Below are 26,114 nucleotides of genomic sequence, written 5' to 3'. Positions count from 1 at the left end.
AAGCTCATAAGTTAAATGGCCTAGAAGTTAACGAGGAGAGAACGATGACTCACTGTTTACGTGTTGGTGTGGGCGGCCCGGTAGGGTCCGGTAAAACCGCGCTGCTCAAGCAACTCTGCTTAGCGCTGCGGGATTACTACGACATCGCCGTGGTCACCAACGATATCTATACCCGTGAAGACGCCGACTTTCTGCTCAAGCACGATGCACTCCCTGCGGATCGTATCCTGGGGGTTGAGACCGGCGGCTGCCCGCATACGGCCATTCGTGAAGATGCCTCGATGAACCTGGCCGCCATCGATGAGCTGCAGGCGCGTCACCCGAAGCTGGAGCTGGTGATGGTCGAGTCGGGCGGTGACAACCTCTCGGCCACCTTCAGCCCCGAGCTTTCCGATCTGACGCTGTACGTCATCGATGTTTCCGCAGGCGATAAAATCCCCCGTAAAGGCGGGCCGGGTATCACCAAGTCTGACCTGCTGATCATTAATAAAATCGATATCGCCGAGTATGTTCACGCTTCGCTAGAAGTGATGGAACGCGACTCGAAGAAAATGCGCGGCGAACGCCCCTTCGTGTTTACCAATCTTTATGACGGGGTAGGGCTTGAGGAGATCATCCGCTTTATTCTCGACAAAGGGATGCTGGATGAGCGGCGCCCGCAGGCTGATAAAGCGGCTGCCGTGAGTACAGGGACAATTTAGTAAGTCCGCGATGCACAAAGGCCGCCAAATGTTTGGCGGCCTTTGTGGTTTAGCGGCTTATTATTCCAACAGGTTCCACAGGCCAATGGTGAGTGCGGGGAACATGCACAGTAGCAGGACGATCACCATGGTCGCAGCGATGAAAGGTACCGCCGCACGAAACACGGCGGAAGGCGATACCTTGGCGATCTGCGATGTGATAAATACCAACAGCCCAACGGGCGGGGATATTCCCCCTAGTTGCAAGGTAATGATCATCACGATCCCCAATTGCACCGGGTCGACGCCGGCATTGGTCATCATCGGTAAAAACAAAGGAGCGATAATCAGCATCGCAGGCGTCAGGTCGAGAAACATGCCGGCAACGGCAAGCACTACTAAAAGGATGATGAACAAGCCGAACTGACTGTCGGCCGCCGTGCCTGCCCAGCCGACTATTTCCTGGGGTACCTGCTCAGCAATTAATATCCATGCGAACGGTACCGAGGCCGCGATCAAAAAACCGACCAGCGCGGCGTCGGTGCCGCACTCAACGAAGGAGCGGTAAAACTGCTTCCAGTCATACGCTTTGAATACCAGTTTGCCAAGCACGAACGTCCAGAGCAACGCCACAACGCCCGCCTCGGTGGCGGTAATAACCCCAAAGCGGATCCCGCCCAGTACACCAACGGTGATCACCAACACCGGTAGTGCCCGCACGAAGGTATGCCAGATTGTCGCCATTGGCGCACGCGCCGTGGCGGTCTGGTACTGACGGCGCACGGAGATCCAATAAGCCACCAGCATCAACGCACCGGCGGCCATCAGTGCAGGCACGATACCGGCCATAAATAAACGGGCAATGGAAACGTTGGCGACCGAGGCATAGACCAACATGGCGATGGCTGGAGGTACCACGTTGGGCAGAATAGCCGATGAGGCGGTGACCGCGCAGGAGAACGCTGGCGAGTAGCCGCGTTTGACCATCTCAGGCACCAGGATTTTGGTGCTGCTGGCCGCATCGGCACTTGAAGAGCCTGAGATACCGCCAACCATCAGGCTGTTGAGGATGTTGACGTGGGCCAAGCCGCCGCGCAGGTGGCCGACCAGGCTTGTGGCGAAATCAATTAAGCGAGTCGAAAGCCCACCAAGGTTAAGTAGGTAACCGGTAGATAGAAAGAAGGGAATCGCTAGCAGGATGAACTTAGTCGAGCCGGTGACCATGTTCTGAACCACCGCTGGCGCCGGCAGAATAAACGAGGCCGAACTGGCCAGAAATACCCCGAACATCAATGAAAACGATACCGGTACACCAACTCCGAGTGCCAGAAAGAAAACCACCAGCATGATCAGGCTCGGGGAGACGCCCTGTAAGGGCCCCAATAGGCCTTGATCCAGCCCTGCATAGATCAAGCCAGCGATGACTATCGCCGCCAAGTTGCGGACCAGGATACCTGTATTGTCAGCGTCGCGAGCGAGCAGGAAAACCAGTGCGATAACACCGGAGATGGGAATGACGGCGTACTTGATAGCCGTAGGCCACTGTAAGCTGGCGCTGGTGCCACCCACCATGTCGGCTAGTTGGTAGCCGCCGAACAGCATCATGATCAGCGTCAGCGAAAGGATAAGATTCTGGGTGAAGCCCAGTACACCGGTGAGCCAGGCTGGCAGATCCTTAGGCAGGAAGTCACCAGCAACATGGCGCTGTTGGCGTACCCCTAATGCCGCGCCGAGAAAGATTAACCAGGTAAAGCACCATATCGCGAACTCTTCGGTCCACGAAAAGGAGTCGTTGAAAACATAGCGAGAAACGACACCGGCGAGCACCGCCAGGGTCATGGCCAGCAAAATACCAAAGACGAGGAAACGCACCAGGCTTTCCAGCCCGGTGGCGGCGCGGCCGATGCCCAATGATGAGGTTGCAAGGGAAAAACGGTAGGCAGACATCCGATACGCTCCAGAAGGGCGGCGCCAGTGAAGACGCAACAAACACTCGGCCCCACCATAGCGGTGGGGCCGACAGGGTTGTTATTCCGCGTTTTCGATCAGCGAAACAAGTGCTTCGCCATTCGGGATTTTTTCAACATATTCGTCGCGGATCGGCTTCATAGCTTCTTGCCATGGCCCTTTGTCTTCGATTTCGATGATCGTCGCACCGTCGGCAACGGTTTCATCCAATGCCGCCTGGTCGTCACTCTTACGCATTGCGGGTAGCTCTGCCTGAACCTCCAGTGCTGCTTCAGTGATCACCTCCTGGTAGTCGTCAGGCAGACGCTCCCACCAGTTCTGTGAAACCACCCAGGTACCCATAGCGAAGATGTGATCGGTTTTCACATAGTACGGAGCCACTTCATAGAAGCGGTTGGTCAGATAGTTAGTCGCAGTGTTATCAAAGAAGTCGATAACCCCTGTCTGCATGGAGTTATAGATTTCAGGTGCGGGAACTGGCGTTGGGTTGGCGCCAGCTGCTTGCCAGGCGTCGACGTGCAACGGGCTCTGGATGACGCGCATCTTCTTGCCCTGGATATCGTCAATCGAATCAATCGGGAAACTGCTCATCAACTGACGGATACCATTGACGGAGAAGCCAAGCAGATGGAACCCCTGCTCTTCAAAGTTGGCTGAGAGTTCTTCGGTCAATGGTTCGCTGAGTGCTGTCGCCTGCTCCTCGCCATCAATCAAATAAGGTAAATCGAGCACTTGAACCTCGGGAATCCAAGAGGTCAGTACAGAGCTGGTGATGATGCCCATCTGAACCGAGCCCAACCGGATACCTTCGGCAGATTCGCTTTCTCCGCCCAGCACGCTGTTGGCGAACAGCTGGATATCGACATTATTGTCTGTGCGTTCACGCACCAGATCGGCAAACTGCTGCGCCGCTACATATTTGGTATTGCCTTCCGGCACATCGAGCGAGAGCTTGGCATTGTAATCTGCTGCAAGAACGGACGTGCTGCTGATGGCGAGCGCCAATGCCGTTAGCACAGCGGGGGTTGTGGTTAAAGCGTGTTTGATTTGCATGAGCCTAGTCCTTGTAAGTTGTTATATAGGTCGTTCATCTGGTCATACCGGGGTTGTTGTCTTTCTCGGGTTTTAAATTGCCGTTAAAGAACGGCCAGCATGCCGCCATCGACGTAAATGATTTGGCCATTTACGTAGCTCGACGCCGGGGATGCGAGGTAGACCACCGTCCCAACAAGATCTTCGGGAACTCCCCAGCGTTTGGAAGGGGTGCGGCCAACGATCCAGTCATTGAATTTTGGATCATCGACCAGTGGCTGGGTCATTTCCGTGATCATGTAGCCAGGGCCGATGGCGTTGGTCTGAATGTTATGTTCAGCCCACTCCGCAGCCATGGATTGAGTCAACAAACGCACGCCGCCCTTGGAGGCCGTATAAGCACCTACTGTTGGTCGTGCGACTGAGCTCATCAGAGAGCCGATATTGATGATTTTGCCGCCCTTGCCGCGCGCAATCATTTGACGGGCAACATTGCGACCCAGCAAGAAGGTGCTGGTCAGGTTTGTGTTAACCACGGTGTCCCACTGGTCGCGTTCGAGCTCGACTAACGGGCGGCGAAGCTGCATGCCAGCGTTATTGACCAGGATATCGATAGTAACGCCATCGGCATCAAGCGCTGCCAGCGCCTGCTCAATGGCAGCTTCGTCGGTAATATCGAACGATGTGGTCAATACGCTATGACCTTCCTTGGAAAGGGCATCACGCGCTGCTTCGAGTTTGTCGCGATTACGACCATGAATAATGATTTGAGCGCCCGACTGAGCCAATCCGCGGGCCATTGCGAGCCCCAGCCCACCCGATGAACCGGTAATAAGTGCCGTGCGGCCTGTTAGATCGAACAAGGTCATCTTTCTCACCTCTTGTATCATTGTTGTGTGAAAAGAATTTTAGGGTTTAGCTACTTTCTAGAGTGAATTAAGCGTTTTCTGAAGGTTATTAACGTTGCGGTGAAAGCTAAAAGTAAGCCGCGTTAAAGATATGTTAGTAACAAGACTCTGCTTCCACCTTTATTGAAAACTTATTTTTTAAGAAAACATTAAATAAAGAATCAAGTGATGCGCTACTTAAGCGTTATTGACGTATCCATCACATGTGTTCTGATTAGAAATATATTGGTATATACCTTGATATACCATGATACTTATGTCTAATAAGGCACTAATTTATCGGGATTACAAAATAATGGTCACTAAAACATCGTCTTACGGGATGTCCCAAGGAGAACAGGCTTACGAGAGAATTGAGTCATTAATCGCTCATATGGAGCTCAAACCCGGTGAGACCATGACAATGGCCGACCTGCAGGAGCGGGTATCGCTGGGCCGCACCCCCGTGCTTGAAGCGATTCGCAAGCTTTCGGACGACACCCTTTTGGAAGTACGCGCTGGACGCGGGGTAAAGATTACGCCCATTGACTTGCATCGCGAACGCCGGTTGTTAAGAATTCGGCGCGATATTGAGAGTTTTGTCGTTGAGCTGGCCATTGATAACGCCAGTGGTTTGGTAAGAAGTCAACTGAACCAACTAGCCCGCATGCTTCGAGAATTAAAGTCAGGCAGTGATATTCGCCCCTTCAATGAGCTCGACAAGCGAATGGATCAATTACTGTTGGAGGCTGCCGACGAGCCCTTTGTAGAACGGACATTGCGGCCACTTCACACGACGTTTCGGCGGCTGGGGTATCTTTATCAGAGCCACCTGGGTAGTGAGCGCACCGTGCAGGAAAATATCCAGATGCATGTGAATATGCTCGATGCAATCATTGAGCGTGACACTCCTAAGGCACTAAAGGCGACGCATTTGCTGATGGATTTTATGGAAGAGATGTTCGTGCCGCTTGAGCGGGACCTTCCCCCTTCTTATCTTGATGTTAATATCAAGCCCTTTTGATTTTAGGGCTTTTTGCCACGTCGTTTGGCTGTATTTTTACCATAGGGTCAAGCAAGCGCAGAGAGCCTCAGCCACGTCCAGGTTGCTCATTCAACCCGTGTAATAGGCTGTCGGCTAGGGTCGAGATGCCAGGCCAGACCAAGGCGCGAGTTGCGTTCCAATTCGGCAATCACTTGGGCGCCCAGCAGTAAAATAATGGCGCCTACTTCCAAACTAATCAGCACGATCACCAGTGTTGCCAGCGAGCCGTAAACAGCGTTTACGAACGATAGATTGGCAAAATAGTAGACCAGTAACAGCCGTACGCCTTCCCAGAGTAGCGCTGCCACAAAACCACCCACTACCGCACGGCGTAAGGCGATACGTACCACCGGCAGCACTTTATAAATAGCGCTAAAGAGCAGGAAAACTCCAATGAAACTGGCTAGGTTCAGCACGGGTTCTGAAAAGCTCGCCAACGGCAGCTCGCGCTCGAATAATAAAAAGACCAACGTATTGAGTGAACTGGCCAGGGTGACCACTAGTGTCAGCACCATCAAGCCCGCCCCCAGCACCACCATAAAGGCATAAGGCAACATCACTGACACCCAGACACGGCGCTTGATGTGCGGGCTCTCCGGCGCATCAAAAATGATCGCCAAGGCGTCTTCCAGCATGCGAAAGGCAAAGGAGCTGAACAGTAATAGAACGGGAAAGCTCAGAATGCCGATGACATCGCGCGAATCGAGCAGGCTACGCACGGCCTCAAGCAATACCTCTGCATGGGCAGGCGCCATATGCCGGGCCTGGATAGCGAGCACATTGAGAAGATGCTGCTGATCAACGACGTGAGTTAACAGCACCACCAGTACAGCAAATAACGGCACGATGGAGAGCAAAATATTGTAGCCCACCCCGCCTGCCAGCAGGACGCCGTGGTTTTTCAGAAAATTACGAAGTACGCGCCAGGAAAAATGAGCCAACTGAGGAAGCAGGAGCAAGGCCGCGTTAAACAGAGAGGAATTACGAATCATGGCTTGCCATACTCCTTGTGTACTAGCGCCATGATACGCTGCTGGCGATAGCAAGTAACAAACGCAAATAACAAGGACGACAGGAAATGTTAGATCGAGAGTAGATAACGAGGTTATTAAAAGAAGGGAAGAAAGACATTATCAATAAAAAGGTCGCCTTGATCAGGCGGTAGAAAAGATCAAGGCAACCGAAGAACATGTGTTAGCGTCTTGCTAAAACGGGCCATCCTTGGCCACCACTTCCCCACCATGAATGGATTAGTGTGCTTTTACCTTAACCTAGGTTATGGAGCGAAGGTTTTTTAGCTAAATAGTTGCCTATAAAGCAAAAAAGCAAAAAAGCTAAAAAAGTGGTTAAAGTTGACACACTTTCAGTCGATATATACTTAGTCTATACGCTAAAACCCTTCTCAAGATCGAACCTGGAAGACACACAATGCCCACTCTGCCTATCCATTCTAATACGTCTCCCCCTAAGTCAGGCCTTGGCTTGCAAACCAAGGTGTTGATACTGGTTTTGTTTCCGCTTTTGTTGGTCACGGTCGCCTTGGTCGGGTTTGACGCCTTTAGCAGTACCCAAGATACCCGTGAGGCGCTGGTGGAACAGCGCGAACAATTGATTGAAGAGCGACGAGCCTCGGTGCGCGACATTGTGCAGATGGCGACTACCGCTATCGCGCCCATCTACAACGACGCCGATGCCAACGACCGCGAAGCCAAGGAACGCGCTGCTGAGATGCTGCGTTCAATGCGCTTTGAGGGTGAAAACTACATTTTTGTTTACGACTACGATGGCACCAACGTGGTACTTCCGCACTCCCAAGAGCGGGAAGGCCAGGACTTAAGCGGACTACAAGCGCCTGATGGGTCTTACATCGTGCGTGACTTTATCCAGGTAGGCCAAGATGGCGGTGGCTTTTATGAGTATCCCTGGGAATATCCTGGCAGCGGAGAGCCGGAACAGAAACACTCCTATATTGATCGCCTGGAAAAATGGGGTTGGATTGTAGGCGCGGGCGTTTATGTTACCGACGTTGACCAATCCATGGCTGAGCTGGAAGCCGATGCGGCTGCCGATTTGCGCCAATCGATTATGATTTCATCCTTGTTGGCGCTGGTACTGTTCGGCGTGATTGCCTTGGTGGCGTATGGTTTTGTGCGCCGTACATTGGGACCGATCAAGCGTACCGCCTCGGCGATGCACGATATCGCCCAGGGGCGCGGTGATTTAACCCGTCGCTTGGCAGTAGAAAGCGGCGATGAAATCGGCGACCTTGGCGTTCAGTTCAACGCCTTTGTAGCGCGTATGCAGGATACGCTGCGTGATGTACGCCGCAGTACGCTTAGCGTGCATCAAGCGGCGGGGGAAATCTCGCAGAGCTCTGAAGAACTCGCCACCCGTACCGAGCAGGCGGCCGCGAACCTGCAACAAACCTCAGCTTCCATGGAAGAGATCACCTCGACGGTTAATCACAGCGCCGACAATGCCCAGCAGGCCAACACGCTAGTGCAGTCTACCGCTGATGTAGCCCGCGAGGGTGAAACCGCGATGGGGCAGGTGGAAAGCACCATGCGCGATATCAATGACTCCGCTTCGCGCATCAGCGACATCATCAGCATGATTGATGCCATCGCCTTCCAGACCAATATCCTGGCGCTTAACGCCTCGGTGGAAGCCGCGCGGGCGGGGGAGCATGGCCGCGGCTTTGCGGTCGTCGCCCAGGAAGTACGTATTCTGGCCAGCCGCTCCAGCGATGCCTCTAAAGAGATCCGCACGCTGATCGATGCCTCTGTGAAGCACACCCACTCCGGGGCGGAGCTGGTGCGCAACGCGGGCAACACCATGCGCGAAATTGTCTCCAGCGTGGCGAAAGTCACCGATGTGATCGGCGAGATCAGCGCCGGTGCCAAGGAGCAGAGCAGCGGTATTGGCCAGATCAACACCGCCGTGGCTGAAATGGATACCATGACCCAGCAGAACGCCGCCATGGTGGAGGAGTCCACTACCGCTGCCGCCAACATGCGCCGCCATGCGGAGCACCTGAACCAGCTGATCAACTCCTTTGTGCTGGGTGAAGATGAGCCCTCGCAGCGGCATCAGGCGCTGGCCTCGCCGTCTGACTCCCAGCGTGGCAATGCGAACGGTCTGAAACGCCCAGCGCTTGCTGCAAAGCCCTCGTCACAGCCGTCATCTAGCCGTCAGGCCGAAGATGAGTGGGAAGCGTTCTAACGTTTGTTCAGCCATCAGTAAAAAAACGGGGCTTGCCAAGTGGCAAGCCCCATTGCGTTTACCGCTCTCAGAAAGCGCGTGGCTAACCGCCTGACCAGCCCAACAAGATCGGCACATAGACGACCAGCAGCAGCACCCCGATCAACCCCAGAAGGTAAGGAATGATCGCGCGGGTAATGCGCTCCAGCGGTAGCTGGGTGATCGATGAGGCTACATAGAGGTTGATCGCCACCGGTGGGGTAATCATGCCGATGGAGAGCCCCACCACGATAATCAAGCCAAAGTGAATCGGATCAATCCCCAGTTGCAGCACCAGCGGCAACAGCACCGGCGTGAGGATAATCAGCGCACTGGCGGTTTCAATAAATACCCCGGTGAGCAGAATAATCCCCACGATCAGCAGCATAATCACGTAAGGGTTGGTAGATAGCGACAGCACGGCCTGGGCAATCGCCCCCGGCACTTGCCAGCTGGAGAGCGTCCAGCTCAGCACCGCCGACATCGCAATCACCAGCATGATCACCGCGGTGGTCATCGCCGAACGGATCAGCAGCTTGTAAATCTGCAGCAGGTTAAGATCACGATAGACAAACAGCGACACCAGCATGGCGTAGTTCACCGCCACGACCGCCGCCTCTGACGGGGTGAAGATCCCCGAGAAGATACCGCCGAGGATAATCACCGGCGTCATTAACCCCCAACTGGCATCTTTAAAGGTATGCCAAATGGTGGTCAGCGAGAGCGGTGTGCCCTTGGGGTATTGGCGCTTGTAGGCCTGGGCAATCGCTATCGCCATCAATCCCAACCCCATCGCCAGCCCCGGCAAAAAGCCGTTCAGGAACAGCTTGGAAACCGACTGCTGGGCGATGACCGCGTAGATGATCATCGGCACCGAGGGTGGGATCACCACCCCAATGGTGCCGCTGGCGGCGATTAAGCTGGCCGCTGAGGCTGGGTCATAGCCTTTGCGCTTGAGCTCCGGCACCAGGCTGGAACCCACCGCTGCGGTAGTGGCCGCACCTGAGCCGGAGATCGCCGCAAAGAACATGCCCGCCATCACGGAGACCACCGACAGCCCGCCACGCATAAAGCCGACTAACGAATCGGCAAAGCTGACCAGCTTTTCGCTCACCTTGCCCTGGGCCATCAAATCCCCGGCGAGGATAAACATCGGGATCGCGACCAGGGCGAAGGAGTTGATGCCCTGGAACATCTGCTGGGTGACCACCATCAGCGGCACGCCGGATTGGTGCAGGGCATACAGCGTGCTAGCACCAATCGCAAAGGCAATCGGCACGCCCAGCAGCATAAACAGGAAGAAAAGCCCGAAGAGCAGCAGCGTCATAGCGGCTCCTCCTGAACGTGGGTCGTCTCGTCGCCCAGCAGCAGTTCAATGATATCCACCAGCGCATACCACGCCATGATCGCCGCACAGATCGGCATCACCGCGTAGACGTAGGTCATCGAGAGCCGCAGCGAGGCGGATTTCTGAAAGCTCTGCACCTGCATATAGCGGTAGCCGATCACGATCAGCGTGATCATAAACGCCAGCACAATCAGTAGGGCAACAATGCGCGCGATTTGGCGCAGGCGGCCGGGTAGGGCATCTACCACAAAGGTCACGGCAATGTGTCGCCCTCGCTGAAATGCCAGGGTACCCGCCAGGAAGGTGATCCACACCAACAGAAAGCGGGCGACTTCTTCCGTCCAGCCGACGGCGGTGAACAGCACCCGGGAGACGATCTGCAGGGTAATCACCCCAATCAGCGCCGCCATGCCCGCAAAGACCACGGGCTGGATGATGGCATCCAGCCCGCGCTCGATTCGACGCAGCAGCTTTAACAGCGGTTGAGTCGTGGTGGTCACTTACTTGAGCGCCTCCTGGATGCGCGGCAGGTAATCACCGAACTGCTCGCCGTACTTCTCATACACCGGCGCGACGGCGGCTTGGAAGGCTTCCATATCCGGTGTGTCGTTAATCTCCATGCCCGCATCGCGCAGCGCTTGCAGCTGCTCGCTCTCCATCTCTGCGTTCACCTGGCGCTCGTGCTCGGCAGCTTCCTGTGCTGCTTCAAGTAGTACCTCTTGCGCCTGTTCCGGCAGTTGGCTCCACGCAGGCATGCCCATGACAAAAATCGCCGGGGCGTAGGTGTGGCGCGAAAGGGTCATGTAGTTCTGGGTTTCATCCAGGTTGAACGAGTGAATCACGTTCACCGGGTTTTCCTGACCATCGATAGTGCCTTGCTGCATGGCGGTAAGCGCTTCGGTCCACGCCATGGGAATCGCGTTGGCGCCCAGCTCACGGAAGGTATCGGTGTAAACCGGGTTTTCCATCACGCGGATGCGCAGACCATCCAGGTCTTCCGGCGAATTAACCGCCCGCTCGCTGTTGGTCAGGTTACGGAAACCGCGCTCTGCGTAGGCCATGCCTTTCAGATTCACCTCAGAAAGCTTATCGAGCAGCTCCTGACCAATCGGGCCATCGAGCACTTCGTAAGCGGCTTCTGGGGAGGGGAACAGGAACGGCAGTTCAAACACCGCCATCTCTTCCACAAAGTTGGCCACCGGCCCGTTGGTGATTACGCCCATATCCACAGTGCCGATCTGCATGCCTTCCAGCAGCGTGCGTTCATCACCCAGGGTGGCGTTGGGGAAAATCTCGATATCGACCTTGCCGTCGGTACGCTCTTCCACCAGCTCTTCAAACTTGGTGGCGGCGATGTGGAAACCATCCTGCTCGTTGACCACGTGGGCCAGGCGCAGGGTAACAGGGTCCATATCAGCAAAATCAGCGGCGTTCGCGGCGCTCACCAGCGCCAGTGAGATGCCCAGTGCCAGCGTGCTACGTGCAAATGTTTTCATTTTATTGTGTTCCCGATTTTTCTAAGGTGCAGAAGTGCTTCCAAAGCATGCACTAGAGAAGGGAAAAGGGTCAATTCAACAAGCCCGCAAAACCGCTTCGCGGCTGGACACAGCGCGCCTGCACGGTTACGATACGCACCCACAAGCGCCCGTAGCTCAGTTGGATAGAGTATCGGCCTCCGAAGCCGAGGGTCGCAGGTTCAAATCCTGCCGGGCGCGCCATAATATCAAGGGCTTACGTTAACGCGTAGGCCCTTTTTTTTGCGTGTGTCAAATCTGTGTCATCAGTGTGCCAAGCTCGGCGCAAGGTAATGCCAAATATGGCGCTTACATCAAGACGTTACATCGACTTTCAGGCTGAGATGACAAAAGCCTGCGAGATCAATTCCCTTCAGTTCGAAATGCCGCCTGGCTCAGTGCAGACGGCAGATCGCTTATTGCGCGGTGAATAGCATGACTACCGATAGCGCGGCGGTTATCCACATGGCCGGCTTGATATCACTAAAGCGCCCGGTGAGTACTTTGATCAACACGAAGCTGATAAAGCCAAAAGCAATGCCCAGAGTGATTGAGTAGGTCAGCGGCATCAGGATGATGGCCAGAAATGCGGGGAACGCCTGATCAAAGTGCTCCCACTCGATCTTGCGTATTGGAGCCATCATGAATAACCCCACCATAACCAGCGCCGGTGCGGTGGCAATGCCTGGCACTAGCGAAAGTAGCGGCGAGAGAAACAAGAACGGCAGGAACAGTAACGCAATCACCAGTGCCACTAACCCAGTGCGCCCGCCTTGGGCCACGCCCGCCCCGGACTCAATGAACGTCTGCGCGGCACTGGTGCCAAGTGGAGCGGCTATCATCGACGAAAAAGCATCCACTGTCATTGAGCGCTTGAGGTTGCGTGGATTGCCCTCTTTATCCTTGAGGTCGGCGGTTTCGGCTAACGCCATAAAGCACGACATGGCGTCAAAGAAGTTGGTGAATAGCATCACGAAGATGAACGGTAGGTAGGCGACTTTCAGCGCACCCATGATGTCCACCATCATCACTGCGCTGAAATCCGGCCAGGCGGCAAGGCCTGTCCAAGCCACCATGACTTCGTCGCCCCACAGCCGCCCCATGGGCGCGGCAGCCAGTGTGGTCAGCGCAATGCCCATGACCAGTGCACCGTTAAAGCGCATGATCACGAACACCGCCGTGGCAATCAGCCCCAGAAAGAACGTAGCCAGATGGGCGTCCATGGTGCCAAGCGACACCACGGTGGCATCGCTTCCCACAATGAAGCCTGCGTTTTGCAGGCCAATGAAGGTGATGAACAGCCCGATACCGCAGGTAATTGCATAGCGCAGCGACAACGGGATCGCCTCGATGACGGCCTTGCGTACATTGAACAGCGCCAGCACCGCAAAGATTACCCCGGATCAGAATACGCAACCAAGTGCCACTTCCCAACTGATCCCAGCACCCAGCACTAAGGTGTAGGTAAACAGCGCGTTCATGCCCATGCCCGGTGCCACCATAATGGGGTTGCGGGCGTAAAATGCCATGGCCAAACTGCCCATGAAGCTGATCAGAACAGTGGCTGAGAGCGCGGCCGTGAAGGGAATGCCAGCATCGCTGAGTACGGCTGGGTTGACCACGATGATATACATGCCAGCAAGAAAGGTGGCAAGGCCAGCGAGAACCTCGGTTTTTATTGAAGAGCCGCGTTTAGATACGTTAAAAAATCGATCCAGAAACGGCAGATGGCGCTCCGCATCGTCAACATCCGGATTGAGCTTCTCGGATGAGTAAGCTGTTGTCTCTTGCATACCCGATACCTTGTTATTGTAATGGCTGGAGGTGTCGTTATTGGATATAAACGGTCTTTGATTATTTGCTGACCATTCGGTCAAGTCTATGAGCGTAGTCAGAGTCGGTCAAGGCAGGAAAAATGGTTTCAATGAACTCGTTTACCTTGGGGAGCGTCAGGCAGCGGGCTATCAAGCCCAATGAATTTTTTCTAATGTATGAGCTGCAATTTGAATTCAATATTGGCGATGCCTCCGGTTTGGAGGCATTAGTTCGATGAAAACATCCCTCCCGTAACTTTATTTCCCTTTTTACCCGCGCCTACCGGAAACGCTTCGGTGAAGCACCCAGCGCTACTGCCAATAAGCGCTAAGGTGCTGGACGAAATCTGTAACTAGAGACGCTCGATCTCTGAGGCATGCGGAAGGGTGAGCTGCTAGGGTGGCTTAGTCATAGTCAGGCACCTAAAACGCGCCGCTAGTCTTGGGAAGAGGTTAGCGCCTGATCGATATCCGCCAGCAGATCGTCAATATGCTCGATGCCAATCGACAGGCGCACCATATCTGGGGTAACGCCCGCTGTTTTTAGCTCTTGGTCATTTAGCTGGCGGTGCGTGGTAGAAGCCGGAATAGAGGAACAACTCTTGGCATCGCCGATATTCACCAGCCGCAGAATGAGCGATAGCGCATCATAAAAGCGTTCGCCAGCGGCTTGGCCGCCCACAATACCAAAGCTAAGAATGCCCGAGGCATGACCATGCATATAGCGGTGCGCGAGTGCGTGGTCTGGGTGGCTCTCCAATCCTGCATAGTGCACCCACGCCACCTGGGGATGGCTTTCTAGGTGCTTCGCCACCGCCAGCGCGTTAGCGCAAATACGCTCAATCCTCAGTGACAACGTTTCCAGCCCCTGCAGAAGGTTCCAGGCCGCCTGAGCAGATAGTGCCGCCCCCATATTGCGTAACGGTACTACCCGGGCTCGGGTAATAAATGCTGCATCGCCCACATCGCGGGTATAGCTAACGCCATGATAGGAGACATCCGGCTCGTTCAGCAGCGGGAACCGGCTGGCATGTTCAGCCCAGGGGAATTTACCTGAATCCACAATGACCCCTCCCACCGTGGTGCCGTGGCCGCCGATATACTTGGTCGCCGAATGGACGACAATATCCGCTCCATGCTCAATTGGCCGACATAAAAATGGCGTGGCGGTAGTGTTATCCACTATCACCGGCACTCCGTGACGATGGGCAGCATCGGCAAGCGCACGTAAATCGACGACGCCACCGGAGGGGTTGCCGATACTTTCGCAAAATACTGCTTTAGTGCGTTCATCAATCAGCGCTTCGATGCCCGCAATATCATTTTTATCGGCAAACCGCACCTGAATACCCTGACGCGGCAACGTGTGAGCAAACAGGTTGTAGGTACCGCCATACAGCTCGCTAATCGATACAATGTTATCGCCCGCTTCGGCGATGGTTTGAATAGCATAGGTGATTGCGGCCATCCCCGATGCCACCGCTAGGCCCGCAATGCCGCCTTCCAGCGCAGCCACTCGCTGCTCCAGAACGGCGCAGGTAGGGTTCATAATACGGGAATAAATATTTCCCTCCACTTTCAAATCAAACAGGTCCGCTGCGTGCTGCGCACTGTCAAATGAGAACGAGGTGGTCTGATGAATCGGCACCGCAACGGCATTTTGTGAATCCGGCACGTAGCCATGGTGAAGGGCGATAGTTTCAGGTTTCATAAGGGCGGCTCTTAAAGCAAAAGTAACTCTGATCTTAGAGAAGTCTAGGCGCGTGGGCCAACGTCGTTTAGTCGGACTCACTCCTCGTAATTAATGCTAATTTTGCAATCATTAAGCATTTAGCATCTCCTTCCATATTTAAAATACAAAAAATCCGCATATTCCTGCCATTGCTTTTCAATTGGAATTATGAGTAGACCTACGGCTGTGGTTGTGGATCAGTCATTAAATGATGTGTCTCATTTAATGAGATGAACTACTAAAATTGTCTTGTTATGTTCTGTCTTACATAAACAAAAAATGACACGCGATATGCCTGTAAACGGTAGCAATACTCATCAGTCCCCAACGACATTAGTTCATGCCATGCAGATATTGCAGATCACGGCGAGTGGCGGGCACCGTGGGGCCAGCATCGACGACTACCTAGACGAGCTAGAATTCAGCCGTCCAACGCTATATCGATTGCTAAAAGGGCTTAAACAGCAAGGGTTTTTGCGTTCTTCACCCATTCGCGGACGTTATTTGCTTGGTTATGAATTGTTGGTGCTTGGTGCACAAGCGGGAAATGGCGCTGGTTTGCGTGATTTAGCCCGGCCAAGATTGCTGGCTTTGGCACAACGCTGGGGAGACAGCTTTTATCTATTTGCTCGCGATGGCGTCAATGCTGTTTGCCTTGAAGTACAGAATGGCGCTTATCCTGTGGGCAGTTTCGTAAGGGCCACAGGTGGGCGTTTGCCACTAGGCGTCGGGCAAGCCTCTGTTGCCTTACTTGCCTACCTAGGCGGTGATGAACGAGACGAAATACTCAACCATAACGCTGAGCGGTTAATGGACGAATACGCAATTGCCATAGCCGATATCGAAGACGAAATTTCTCACCAACTGAAGCATGGCTATTCCCGCGGTGTGGAGGGCTCCTTGCTGCCCGAATACTGCGGCTTGGCTATTCCCATCCTCGATCATAGTGGCCACCCCCTGGGAGCCATGAGTTGTTCAATGCTCAAGTCTCGAATGACGACGGATCATAAATTGGATGTGCTCCAAGGCATGCAGGAAGAAGTTGCCACCATGGTCAATAAAGCCCATGGCCTGTTGTATTTGGATTAAATCACCATGACACAAACTACGCATCCTTCCCATCAGCGCTCTTGCGGCTGGAATGCTTGGCTACCCGAGCGCAAGGTACGGCCAGCTTTAAGTGGTCGATCAGAGGTAGATGTCGTCATCATCGGGGCGGGTTATACCGGCTTTGCGGCAGCCACCGCCTGGCGGCAGGCACGCCCCGAGGACCGCATCAAAATTCTCGAAGCTGACCGGGTCGGCGAAGGTAGCCCAGGACGTAACTCCGGTTTCATGCTGGAGATTGCCTTAGCTAACGATGCCCGACCCCAAGAGCTGGAGCGCATGGGCAAGCTGAATGCAGTGAGCCGCCGGACCATGGCGCTCCTGCGCGAGCGTGTTGAACGTTTAGGTATCGACTGCCAACTGAAGCATAGCGGCACTTACAGGGCTGCCAAGAGCGCAGTGGGTCAGCGTGCCTTGAAACAGTACGAAAGCTTTCTTGAGGCTGCAGGTCTGTCCTATCAAACCTTGAATGGCGACCAACTCGCTGAGCGAATCGGTACGAACTACTACGCGCAAGGCATTTATTCGCCGGACTGTTATCTAGTCCAGCCAGCAGCGTTAATCGTAGGTTTGGCTGATTCAATGGACGCGGGGATAGAACTGCATGAGAACTCGCCAGCAATCCAGATCGTTCCTGATGGTAGGAGGTGGCGTGTTATCACACCTGAAGGGGAGGTGGTGACAGGGCGAGTAATTCTTGCCAATAACGCCTTTTCCCGAGCCTTTGGTGCAGACCCATCACGGTTAACTGCGATCTACACCTATGCCGCAATTACCGAACCATTGGCGGAGCCGGAGCGTCAACGCATCGCCGCGGCAACTTGGGGGCTGCTACCCGCCCATCGGTTGGGCTGTACGCTGCGTACTACGGCCGATGGGCGTTTGATGATTCGCTCACGTTACAGCTATGAACGCGAAGCCGATAACGCCCGTATCGAAAACCAATTGAAAGCGAGCCTTGAGGCGCGCTATCCCGAACTCACCCCCGTGCGCTTCGATAAGGTATGGGGGGGGACCACCGGGCTGACCTATAACGGTGCCCCCCTCTGGGGTGAGATCCAGCCCGGATTGTATGTGTCTGCGGGCTGTAATGGCGGTGGTATCGTTAAAGGTACCTTCCTAGGTGATGCATTGGCGCGACACGCGCTGGGGCAGCCGGTTGAAGATATTGCATTGTTGTTTGGCAAAGCGAGCTGGATGCCACCTGATCCCATTCGCCGATTTGGTTTCTACCTGACCAGCGAAGTGGAGCGCCGTAAGGCAAAACACGAAACCTGATTCTCCAACCTTCATTATAAAAAAGAGAGATTACAATGGATCCTCAAGATCATATTGGGTTGTTGTCCATCATGCCGGCGGCATTAGCTATAGTGCTGGCATTTGTTACTCGCAACACCGTCTTCTCGCTGGCCGTTGCCTGCTTTGTGGGGGTCATTACCCTAGGCAATGGATTGATGGGCTTTCCAACACTATTAAAGGAAACCCTGGGCACCACCAGTTTCTCTTGGATACTGCTGCTGGAACTGTTCATCGGTACGGTGATCGCTTTTTTCCAGCGCACTGGGGCGATTCAGAACTTTACCGCCTGGGTGGAACGACGCGCCTTATCGCGAGTGCGGGTACAGCTGATCGCCTGGGTCATGGGCATGTTTGTTTTCTTTAGTGATTACTTTAGCCCTCTATTTGTTGGTAGTACGATGCGTGGGCTGACAGATCGATACCGAGTTTCACGCGAGAAACTCGCTTACATCGCCGACTCTACCTCGGCCCCAGTGAGCGTCATGGTTCCAATTACCGGCTGGGCGGTCTTCATTTCTGGCCTGTTGATTGGTATGGGCCCTATCGAGAATGCTGCACAGGCAATGGGCGTCTTTCTTAATGCGATACCATTTAATCTCTATGCTTGGCTCTCTGTGCTGGTAGTGGGGTTAGTGATTGTTGGTGTCATTCCGCTTTTTGGTCCTATGCGTGAAGCAGAGCGCCGGGCGCAGGAAGAGGGCAAGGTATTGCGTGACGGGGCGGAGCCGTTGGTGGGGGAAGAGCTGACTGAAATTCCTCCCTATGAAGGCGCTCGTACCAACCTTTTTTGGAATTTTTTTGCACCTGTACTGGTGGTGATCGGTGTCGCCGTGGGCACCTTCATTGTCATGGACTCGGCCAAGACCATGGAGGCTTTTCTGGCTGCTTCCGTGTTTCTAGGTATCGTGATGCGCTTGCAGGGCATTCCCTTCAACGACATCATGAAAACTTCGCTTGCCGGGATGAAGGGGGTAATGCCCGCCATCATCATCCTGGCTTTAGCCTACTCGCTGAACCAGCTTTCCAAAGACATGGGCACGGCCAACTATATCGTCGAAGCCACCGCAGGTTGGCTAACACCTGCTTTGCTTCCGGCCATGACGTTTCTTATTGCAGCTGTTATCGCCTTTTCCACCGGCACATCATGGGGCACCTTCGCGATTATGATGCCACTGGCGGTGCCGCTCGCCTTCAACTTTAGCGGCGATATGATTACTCCACTGGTTTACGCTTCTGTCGCGGCAGTGGCTGGTGGGGGTGTATTTGGTGACCACTGCTCTCCACTGTCGGATACATCTGTACTTGCCTCGACAGGCGCCGCCTCTGACCATATCGACCATATCAAAACGCAAATTCCCTTTGCGCTCGCCGTTGCTATGGTTTCCTTGGCCGCTTATTTGTTACTTGGCCTCATGCTGTAAGCGATAAGCCCTGCGACAACCGACAGAAGTCGTTATTGCAGGGCTTAAATTGGGAAGGGCATGTTTATTAATCACTAAATTGAGTAATATGCTTTACAAAGCGTCGCACCTTGGCGAGCTCCCCTAAGTGCTCTGGATAAACGAGATAATAAGCACTCTCGCTGAGCAACCTATATGGCCAAGCCAGCGTTAGTCGGCCACCTTCCAGCTCTTCATCGACGGTAAAGTGAGGGACCAACGCGACGCCACCGCCTGCCATTGCCGTTCGCACTAGCATAGGAAAAGTCTCGAAGCGAGTGCCATGATAGCTACGGTCAGTGATGATCTCTTGGTTTGCAAACCAGTGGTGCCAAGCGTCAGGTCGGGTCGAAAGATGGAGTAGAGGTAATTGAGTTAAATCAGCCACCGAATTAATGGGGTGTTGAGCCAGTAATTCTGGAGATGCAACCGCGACCATATCCTCGTCAATGAGCTTATGACACGCAAGGCTTGGCCAACTTCCATGCCCATAAAACAGTGCGATATCTATATCTTGTTGTTCAAGATCAAAATCCTTTACCCGGTCATGAAACTCCAAGCTAATGCCTGGATTGTCCGCTAGAAACGCAGGCAATTTATTAGCCAGCCAACGGCTACCGAAGCTCGGTAACGTTGCGATTTTAAGGACCTCGCTATTTCCGCTGTAGGTCATTATCGCTTGAGTCGACATTTCAATTTGAGTGAGTACTTTACGCACGTCACTTAAAAAGATGGCGCCTTCTGGGGTAAGCAGCAGGCTACGTCGCACGCGACGAAATAGCTTATGTTGCAAGGTAGTTTCGAGGTGAGCGACTTGTTTGCTGACAGCACTTTGCGTGAGGTTTAGCTCGTCCGCGGCCCGAGTAAAACTCATATGACGTGCTGCCGCTTCAAAGCACTGCATAGCCGCGGTAGATGGAAGGTTGCGTGATGCCAAACCAGGCGCTCCTGATAACCTAAAAGCCGCCCCGGAGACTAAGCGCCGGGGGGAAGCTAGGCTTTTAAAATGGTTCATTAGGCGAGCGACGCTGCTTCCTGAAATTTGTCAGGTCGGCGTGATTGGAGCCAGCCAACCAATCCCATGGCTAATAAGCCCAAGCCGCTGGTTAGCAACTCAGGAACCACCATAGCAAGCCCAGCTCCGAACAGTACCAGACGCTCCCAAAAGAGTGAATCGCGTACAAAGTAACCCAGTAGCGCGCTGCTTACTCCCATAATCCCTGCAAGTGAAAAGAACAATGCGCTTAAAAGCCCTAGCGGCGTAGGTTCAACCATTACCAGCATGGGATTATAAATGAAGGCGTAAGGAATAATGAACGCACCAATCGCCAATTTAACTGCAGTGAAACCGGTCTTCATCGGGTTGGCTTGCGCAATGCCTGCGCCGGCAAACGCTGCTAAACAAACAGGGGGCGTAATATCGGCAATAATGCCGAAATAAAAGACAAACAAATGCACCGCCATTGGCGGAAGGCCAAACTCATTAATAAGCGCCGGTGCAGCAATCGTAGCGGTGACCACATAGTTTGCCGTTGTGGGTAATCCCATGCCTAGAACAATACAGGCAATCATCGTAAATAAGAGCGCAAGTATCAAAACGCCATCAGCCAAGCTAATAATCCCGGCGGCAAATTTTGATCCCATACCTGTCATGCCTACCACGCCAGCGATAATGCCTGCGCAAGCCACAGCTGCGATCACTGGCAGTGCCACACGCGCACCTTTTTCGAAGATAACTAATATATCTTTTAATGAGGGCCGTGTTTCTTTGCGCGCCAAACTGACAGCAAAAGCACATGCTATCCCCAGTAGCGCTGCTCGTTGTGCTGTAAAACCAACGCTAATCGTCGTAATAATGACGAGCAAAGGCAACAGCATGTAGCCTTTTGACAGTATGAGCTTACGTTTGCTGGGCAGTTGATCTTTAGGCAGGCCTAGAATGCGATGGCGCTTGGCTTCGAAATGAACTCCGATAAAAATACTAGCGAAATAGAGGATGGCGGGAATCAGAGCCGAAAACATGATTTCACGGTAAGAAACGCCTACATACTCCACCATTATGAACGCCGCCGCGCCCATTAAGGGTGGCATGATTTGTCCCCCCGTAGAGGCTGGAGCTTCGACTGCTCCCGCTACCTCGGGTTTAAAACGGGCATTTTTCATCATGGGTATGGTGAAAGAGCCAGACGCTACGGTGTTGCCAATAGAGCTCCCCGAAATCATTCCCTGCAAAGAGCTTGCTATAACGGCTGCTTTGCCGGCGCCGCCGGTAAAGCGCCCGGTTAACGCAAAAGCTAAGTCATTAAAGAATCGACCTACTCCGGTATGCATCAGGACAACGCCGAAAAACAAAAACAAGAAGATAAAGCGCGCCGATATTTGCAGAGGCGTACCAAAAACGCCGCTTTCTCTGAACCATAAGTAGGGTGACACCTGCTCAAGAGAGAAGCCTGGATGAGAAAGCAAAGGGCTTGGGATTAAATTGCCAAACAGCGCATAGAGTATTGCCAACGTGGCCATGACAACGATTGGCATACCTACAGTACGGCGAGTCGCTTCTAGTACAAACAGTACGCCGAGTGCCGCAAGCGTTAGATCAAAGGCTGAATAGCCCGTGATCCTTGCACGAAGTACTTCTTCGTAAAATAGTATCTTATAGTAGGCGGCAAAGGTTGCGGCGAATGCGAGTAGTACGTCATACCACGGCACTCCATTACGCTTGCCCGCGCCGCGCGTTGCAGGGAATAGAATAAAGATCATCCCCAAAGCAATGCCTAAGTGAACAGCGCCTTGCTGCTGCGACGGTAGCGTACCAAAATAAGCGGTATAGAGATGAAAGCATGTAAGGGATACACCCATTAGGGTGATCAGCCATCCCCACTTACCTAGTTGTAGTGCCGAACGTATTTGTGACTCACGATCATACTTTTTTAAAAGCGTCGCTTCGTCAGGAGTTTTTTTTTATCCACGATAAAACCTCATACTTATAACGCCGCTGGCTTAGCCAGCGGCGAAAAGGGAATATCAATCGGTTAGATCCTGAATTCAACTAATAAGTGCAGCACCTGCGGTTTCTAGCGCTCCTGAGTATTCACCTAAGAACACCTGGGCTGGGGTTCGGTATCCCAGCCGCTTTCTTGGTCTATCGTTTAGCTTATTGACGACTCTTCGTAGCTCGGCATTGGTCACTTTGCGGAAGTCAGTACCTTTAGGAAAATACTGCCTAATCAGACCATTGGTGTTTTCATTAGTACCACGCTGGCATGAGCGGTACGGGTCGCAAAAATAGATCTTGGCCGAGACGGACTTGGCAACCTTCCGATGCTCGGCGAATTCCGACCCATTATCCAAAGTGATGGTGTGCACTGCCCCTCGGCGTGGTGCCAATAACCGCGTCATCGCCTGTGCCGTTCTAGTGGCGGTGATTGTTGGCAGCCGCGCTGCCAAGAGGTAGCCACTGCGTCTTTCGACCAGGGTCACCAGCCCGGATTCTTTGTGGCCCTTAAGCACCGTGTCGCCTTCCCAATGTCCGATATGGCGCCGTTCTTCCACCTTGGCAGGGCGCTGCTCGATGCCTACTCGGTGCGGGATTTTGCCTAACCCCGCCCGCTTAGCCAATTGGCGCTGATAGCGCCGCTGGCGTGGCAGCCGGAGCCGTTTCCATAAGGTTCCACCGTGCTTCTTGTCGTCCCAGATTAACGCATAGATCCACTGATGGCTTACGCAGACTCCGTTGGCATTGGCCATAAAACCACTGATTTGTTGAGGGCTCCATTCGTCCATCAATTGGCCAGTGACCCAGCGAACCAGGCTGGGTAGTCGTTTAGTCACTTTCCAGGCGGTGCGTCGGCGCTGATCACTTACCAATTGGGCCTGTTCAGGCGCATAACCACGGGTCAGACCGTTACGTTTTATCTCGCGGCTAATGGTGCTGCTGTGGACACCAATGGCCTGGGCGATCTGTCGCTGGCTGATGCCGGTCTCAAGATAGGCAAAAATTTGGTATCGTTGGATTTGGGTCAGTTGTCGGTATCCCATGCTCTGCTTCACTTTGGTAGGTAAGGCAGAGAGGGTACCGGCGCTGGCCCTCCTGCCTCTACCTTGTGATCCAAAGTGCTGCGCTTATTCTATGAATCCAGGATCACTTAGGCTGTCAATGTTGGAGCGTTCACGGGTGATAATCTGAATGACTTCAGGGTAGATGTGTCCGATAAATGCGACGTTATCAATAGCACCGCTGTCGAACTCTCCGCTTCCCGCAATGGCATCTTGCGCCGGTGCGTGCACGGTCATCCCGAGATCCATATTGTTATCACGGATGCTCACTAAGTTTTCGATTGAGGCGCCAGTTTCAATATTCGTAAAATTCTGATTTTCTAAGTAACGGTTCCAGATAGTGGCCATCTCGCCGCCCAGCGGGTAGTAAGTGCCACCTTGGCTGCCGGTGCCTAAAATAAATTCTTCTTTGGCTTCGGTATTGCCAAGCTCAGCAACAGGGCTGTCTACGGTGAGGCCTTGCTCTTCATAATACTTTTTAGCACCAGGGTGAATGGGCAAACCTTCTGAACCATTCAGTGCATTTTCAAGGGTAATAAACGCAGATTGAGAGTGCGTGTTTTCTTCAGCATGTTCATGCATTAAACGCGCTAGTTCATAACCTAGGTCTTCATCGATGGTATTTGTATTGCCAACTAAAATGGCGTAAGCAGTAATAGTACTTACGTCCTCATTTTGAAAAGCATAGCTATTAGCAGGAATAGTAAAGCGCTGATAGGCACTATTCTCTTCAATATAATCAATAGCGTCATCGCTTAAATTAATCAGGCGTGCATCGCCACTAGCCTGGATTTCTCATAGTACCTCAGCCAGTACCGCACTCAGGCTGTAACACCGCTAAACACCTACTGGCTCGACTTACATCGGCTACTTTTTAACCACTTTCCGTCCTTCAGACACACTTCCCCCTTTCCCCCATTGCGTCGGGCCGGGGGCGCCCGAGCAGTCAGTTCGGCACCAACCGCCTGACCAGATCGGATAGCGCCGTTTTATAGGGGTAGCTGTCACTCATCAACACCCGGATGCGGCGCGTATTGCGGAGGATGACCGCGCCTACTTTGATGAGCTTGAGCCTCAGGTTGCTTGGACTCATGCACGCGAAGGGCGTGTGCTTCAGGTAAGTCCGTAACCGCTCGAACAGCGTATAAGCGAAGCCCGACAAGATCAGCCGCCACTGATTGGCCCACCAGTGCGTGCTGGAGGTCCGGTCAGCAAACAGGCTCAGTTGTTGATCCTTGATCCGGTTCTCCATGTCACCCCGGGCACAGTACTGCTCGTAGTAAAGCGTGAAGCCGTCATCGTAACGAGAGCTGATGATAAACCGGGGATTAGAGCCTAACTCACCTTCTTCTAGGCGGGCCACCACCCAGCGTGGGTATTTCCAGGAGCGGGCTTGATACTGGAAGCGGAACGTCCCCGCTACTTTCCCTCCCACCTGCCATTGGGTCTTGCGCACCAGCATCATGGGGACGTCCACTTCCTTGAGCAGCCGGCTGTTCTTTGCGATTCCCACGATGTAGTCGACGTGATGCCGATCACACCAGTTCAGCATCCGGGGACGACAAAAGTGGCTATCACCTCGTAACACGATGCGCGTATCGGGCCAGTATTGACGGATAAAGCGTACCAGTAAGGCGAGGATCGCCCAGCTATGGCGGCTGTCGCTGCGGTCACTGGTGCGCAGATAGCTCACCAGTAAGTGGCGCCCACAGAAGACATACAGTGGGAAGTAGCAGTGGTGATCGTAATAACGGTTAAAGAACTTGCCGGGTTGCTCGCCATGCACGGGGATGTCGGTGCCATCAAAGTCCAGCACGATCTCCTTGGGTGGTTCGTCATGCTGTTCAATGAAGTGATGCCACAGCAACTCATGGGCCTTCACTATTGCTTGCCGATCGGCGTTCTGCTCCACCCGGCACAGCGTCGACTTGCCTGCCAGCGTATCCTCTTCACCGAGCGCTGTCTGAAGGGCCTGATCATAGCGCAGGGCCTCATGGTCGTTGAAATCTTCATAGCCAGCGGCGACACCGAACACCCGCTGACGAACCAACGTGTCGAGCTTATGACGAACCTGTTCCGGTGAGCGGGGATCATGAAGCACGGCGGCCAAGCGGCGTGTTAGGCGATGCTGTTTATCGACTTCACGAAGCAGGAGTAATCCGGCGTCCGACGTAATGTGGCCCCCGGAGAAGTCGGCTTCAATTTGGCGGCGAGAGAGTGGCGAGAAGGTCAGCTTTTCAGGTACCATTTTGGAAGCGGCTGTTGGTGTTGGTTTTTGGTGTAAGGCCCTGAAACGTTAACACTTTCAGCCGCTTTCTTTTATACCCTGTGAGAAATCCGGGCTAGTAGCTTGTAGGTTCTCAATGCTACCAGAAGGTAAACCAAGAATACCGATGGAAATATCGATGTTGCCATCTTGTACACCATCGAGTGCAGCACCAAAACCTTCCTGGTAGGTATTGTACTTATCGCTATCAATACCGTAGGCATCAAAAAGTAGTTGGGAAACGCTTTGAGTGGTACTGGCCGGGGGGCCAATGGCGATATTTGGTTTGCTCTCGCCACCACAGCCCGCCAACAGAAGAGTAGCGCCAACGCCACATAGCACTTTAGAGGGAATGTTTTTCATATTGACTCCTGCTAATTAAGTTATTTTTAATTAAATTATGCTTAGCTATTTTCGCAATCCGACCGTCTGGGGATCAATCAGTGAAAAAGGCCGCGAAAAAGGTAGCTGGCTATTGTTCACGTATCTAGCTCGACAGACAAAAGAAATTAAGTTGCGTACGCATTCCATTTTGTCATGAAAGGTGCTTTTAAGGAATCCCTTATGTAATTAATGATCTGTGCTTTATTTCAGCGCGTCCGGCACCGTTTTTTCTTTTTTTAGTCTGTATAGCGTAATAGATGGCTGCAGTAAGTGGCTATGCTGAGTTGCTGCTGTTCCTGTTTC

20 protein-coding genes, 1 tRNA gene and 1 pseudogene are annotated in these 26,114 nt (G+C 53.4%); 7 read left to right on the top strand and 15 right to left on the bottom strand.

Features of this window, described 5'->3' with window-relative positions:
* The first annotated feature begins 44 nt into the window (after positions 1 to 44).
* Positions 45 to 701 (top strand): urease accessory protein UreG, encoded by a 657-nt coding sequence (ureG, locus tag ACXUPB_RS20035; protein WP_472954342.1) that lies wholly within the window; start codon positions 45 to 47, stop codon positions 699 to 701.
* 60 nt (positions 702 to 761) lie between these two features.
* Here ureG and ACXUPB_RS20030 read toward each other — a convergent pair whose 3' ends face one another.
* From ACXUPB_RS20030 to ACXUPB_RS20020, 3 genes are all read right to left on the bottom strand, one after another.
* The gene (locus ACXUPB_RS20030) at positions 762 to 2,627 is read right to left on the bottom strand and encodes a TRAP transporter large permease (protein WP_472954340.1); all 1,866 of its coding nucleotides are present in this window, start codon (positions 2,625 to 2,627) and stop codon (positions 762 to 764) included.
* Positions 2,628 to 2,708: 81 nt separating this feature from the next.
* Positions 2,709 to 3,701, bottom strand: a complete 993-nt coding sequence (locus ACXUPB_RS20025; protein WP_035555252.1) for a TRAP transporter substrate-binding protein — start codon at positions 3,699 to 3,701, stop codon at positions 2,709 to 2,711.
* Between the two features lie 83 nt (positions 3,702 to 3,784).
* Positions 3,785 to 4,549, bottom strand: a complete 765-nt coding sequence (locus tag ACXUPB_RS20020) for an SDR family oxidoreductase (protein WP_472954336.1) — start codon at positions 4,547 to 4,549, stop codon at positions 3,785 to 3,787.
* A gap of 334 nt (positions 4,550 to 4,883) precedes the next feature.
* Between ACXUPB_RS20020 and ACXUPB_RS20015 the strand changes: the two genes are divergently transcribed.
* Complete coding sequence (locus ACXUPB_RS20015; RefSeq protein ID WP_472954333.1) at positions 4,884 to 5,591, top strand: GntR family transcriptional regulator; 708 nt, start codon at positions 4,884 to 4,886, stop codon at positions 5,589 to 5,591.
* Between the two features lie 86 nt (positions 5,592 to 5,677).
* Here ACXUPB_RS20015 and ACXUPB_RS20010 read toward each other — a convergent pair whose 3' ends face one another.
* Positions 5,678 to 6,604, bottom strand: coding sequence for a YihY/virulence factor BrkB family protein (locus ACXUPB_RS20010; protein ID WP_472954332.1), 927 nt, complete (start codon positions 6,602 to 6,604; stop codon positions 5,678 to 5,680).
* Between the two features lie 436 nt (positions 6,605 to 7,040).
* Here ACXUPB_RS20010 and ACXUPB_RS20005 point away from each other — a divergent pair, with 436 nt between their 5' ends.
* Positions 7,041 to 8,834 (top strand): methyl-accepting chemotaxis protein, encoded by a 1,794-nt coding sequence (locus ACXUPB_RS20005; protein WP_472954329.1) that lies wholly within the window; start codon positions 7,041 to 7,043, stop codon positions 8,832 to 8,834.
* Between the two features lie 82 nt (positions 8,835 to 8,916).
* Here ACXUPB_RS20005 and ACXUPB_RS20000 read toward each other — a convergent pair whose 3' ends face one another.
* From ACXUPB_RS20000 to ACXUPB_RS19990, 3 genes are read right to left on the bottom strand one after another with little or no spacing between them, the layout of a single operon-like run.
* A complete protein-coding gene (locus ACXUPB_RS20000; protein ID WP_472954326.1) occupies positions 8,917 to 10,179 on the bottom strand; it encodes a TRAP transporter large permease in 1,263 nt (420 codons plus the stop codon).
* On the bottom strand, positions 10,176 to 10,700 hold the full coding sequence (locus ACXUPB_RS19995; protein WP_472954323.1) for a TRAP transporter small permease: 525 nt from the start codon (positions 10,698 to 10,700) through the stop codon (positions 10,176 to 10,178). Before ACXUPB_RS19995 ends, ACXUPB_RS20000 begins: the two co-directional genes overlap by 4 nt.
* A complete protein-coding gene (locus tag ACXUPB_RS19990) occupies positions 10,701 to 11,696 on the bottom strand; it encodes a TRAP transporter substrate-binding protein (RefSeq protein ID WP_472954321.1) in 996 nt (331 codons plus the stop codon).
* 145 nt (positions 11,697 to 11,841) lie between these two features.
* On the opposite strand from ACXUPB_RS19990, the gene ACXUPB_RS19985 reads away from it, so the two are divergent.
* A tRNA-Arg gene (locus tag ACXUPB_RS19985) sits at positions 11,842 to 11,918 on the top strand.
* 212 nt (positions 11,919 to 12,130) lie between these two features.
* Here ACXUPB_RS19985 and ACXUPB_RS19980 read toward each other — a convergent pair.
* Positions 12,131 to 13,507, bottom strand: a pseudogene (locus tag ACXUPB_RS19980) (NCS2 family permease).
* 457 nt (positions 13,508 to 13,964) lie between these two features.
* Positions 13,965 to 15,239, bottom strand: a complete 1,275-nt coding sequence (locus tag ACXUPB_RS19975; RefSeq protein WP_472954319.1) for an O-acetylhomoserine aminocarboxypropyltransferase/cysteine synthase family protein — start codon at positions 15,237 to 15,239, stop codon at positions 13,965 to 13,967.
* A 312-nt stretch (positions 15,240 to 15,551) separates the two neighbouring features.
* Between ACXUPB_RS19975 and ACXUPB_RS19970 the strand changes: the two genes are divergently transcribed.
* From ACXUPB_RS19970 to ACXUPB_RS19960, 3 genes are read left to right on the top strand one after another with little or no spacing between them, the layout of a single operon-like run.
* Positions 15,552 to 16,349 carry an IclR family transcriptional regulator gene (locus ACXUPB_RS19970; RefSeq protein WP_335597101.1) on the top strand — a complete coding sequence of 266 codons (798 nt, stop codon included), beginning with the start codon at positions 15,552 to 15,554 and terminating at the stop codon, positions 16,347 to 16,349.
* Between the two features lie 6 nt (positions 16,350 to 16,355).
* Positions 16,356 to 17,645, top strand: a complete 1,290-nt coding sequence (locus ACXUPB_RS19965) for an NAD(P)/FAD-dependent oxidoreductase (protein WP_472954316.1) — start codon at positions 16,356 to 16,358, stop codon at positions 17,643 to 17,645.
* Between the two features lie 35 nt (positions 17,646 to 17,680).
* Positions 17,681 to 19,087 (top strand): Na+/H+ antiporter NhaC family protein, encoded by a 1,407-nt coding sequence (locus ACXUPB_RS19960; protein WP_335597100.1) that lies wholly within the window; start codon positions 17,681 to 17,683, stop codon positions 19,085 to 19,087.
* A 67-nt stretch (positions 19,088 to 19,154) separates the two neighbouring features.
* On the opposite strand, the gene ACXUPB_RS19955 is transcribed toward ACXUPB_RS19960, so the two are convergent.
* From ACXUPB_RS19955 to ACXUPB_RS19930, 6 genes are all read right to left on the bottom strand, one after another.
* Positions 19,155 to 20,042 carry a LysR substrate-binding domain-containing protein gene (locus ACXUPB_RS19955; RefSeq protein WP_335597099.1) on the bottom strand — a complete coding sequence of 296 codons (888 nt, stop codon included), beginning with the start codon at positions 20,040 to 20,042 and terminating at the stop codon, positions 19,155 to 19,157.
* A gap of 77 nt (positions 20,043 to 20,119) precedes the next feature.
* A complete protein-coding gene (locus tag ACXUPB_RS19950) occupies positions 20,120 to 21,973 on the bottom strand; it encodes a TRAP transporter permease (protein ID WP_472956767.1) in 1,854 nt (617 codons plus the stop codon).
* A gap of 177 nt (positions 21,974 to 22,150) precedes the next feature.
* Entirely contained in the window at positions 22,151 to 23,143 is a 993-nt protein-coding gene (locus ACXUPB_RS19945) for an IS30 family transposase (RefSeq protein WP_350359360.1), read from the bottom strand.
* Between the two features lie 84 nt (positions 23,144 to 23,227).
* Entirely contained in the window at positions 23,228 to 23,953 is a 726-nt protein-coding gene (locus ACXUPB_RS19940) for a TAXI family TRAP transporter solute-binding subunit (RefSeq protein ID WP_472956766.1), read from the bottom strand.
* Positions 23,954 to 24,107: 154 nt separating this feature from the next.
* Positions 24,108 to 25,409 (bottom strand): IS1380 family transposase, encoded by a 1,302-nt coding sequence (locus ACXUPB_RS19935; protein ID WP_472954311.1) that lies wholly within the window; start codon positions 25,407 to 25,409, stop codon positions 24,108 to 24,110.
* A 57-nt stretch (positions 25,410 to 25,466) separates the two neighbouring features.
* Positions 25,467 to 25,790 carry a hypothetical protein gene (locus ACXUPB_RS19930; RefSeq protein ID WP_472954308.1) on the bottom strand — a complete coding sequence of 108 codons (324 nt, stop codon included), beginning with the start codon at positions 25,788 to 25,790 and terminating at the stop codon, positions 25,467 to 25,469.
* Between the last annotated feature and the right edge of the window lie 324 nt (positions 25,791 to 26,114).

The organism is Vreelandella sp. DA03-1M (genome assembly GCF_055725665.1).
The sequence above is the reverse complement of the archived record's forward strand: the minus strand, read 5'-3'. Positions and strand labels throughout refer to the sequence as shown.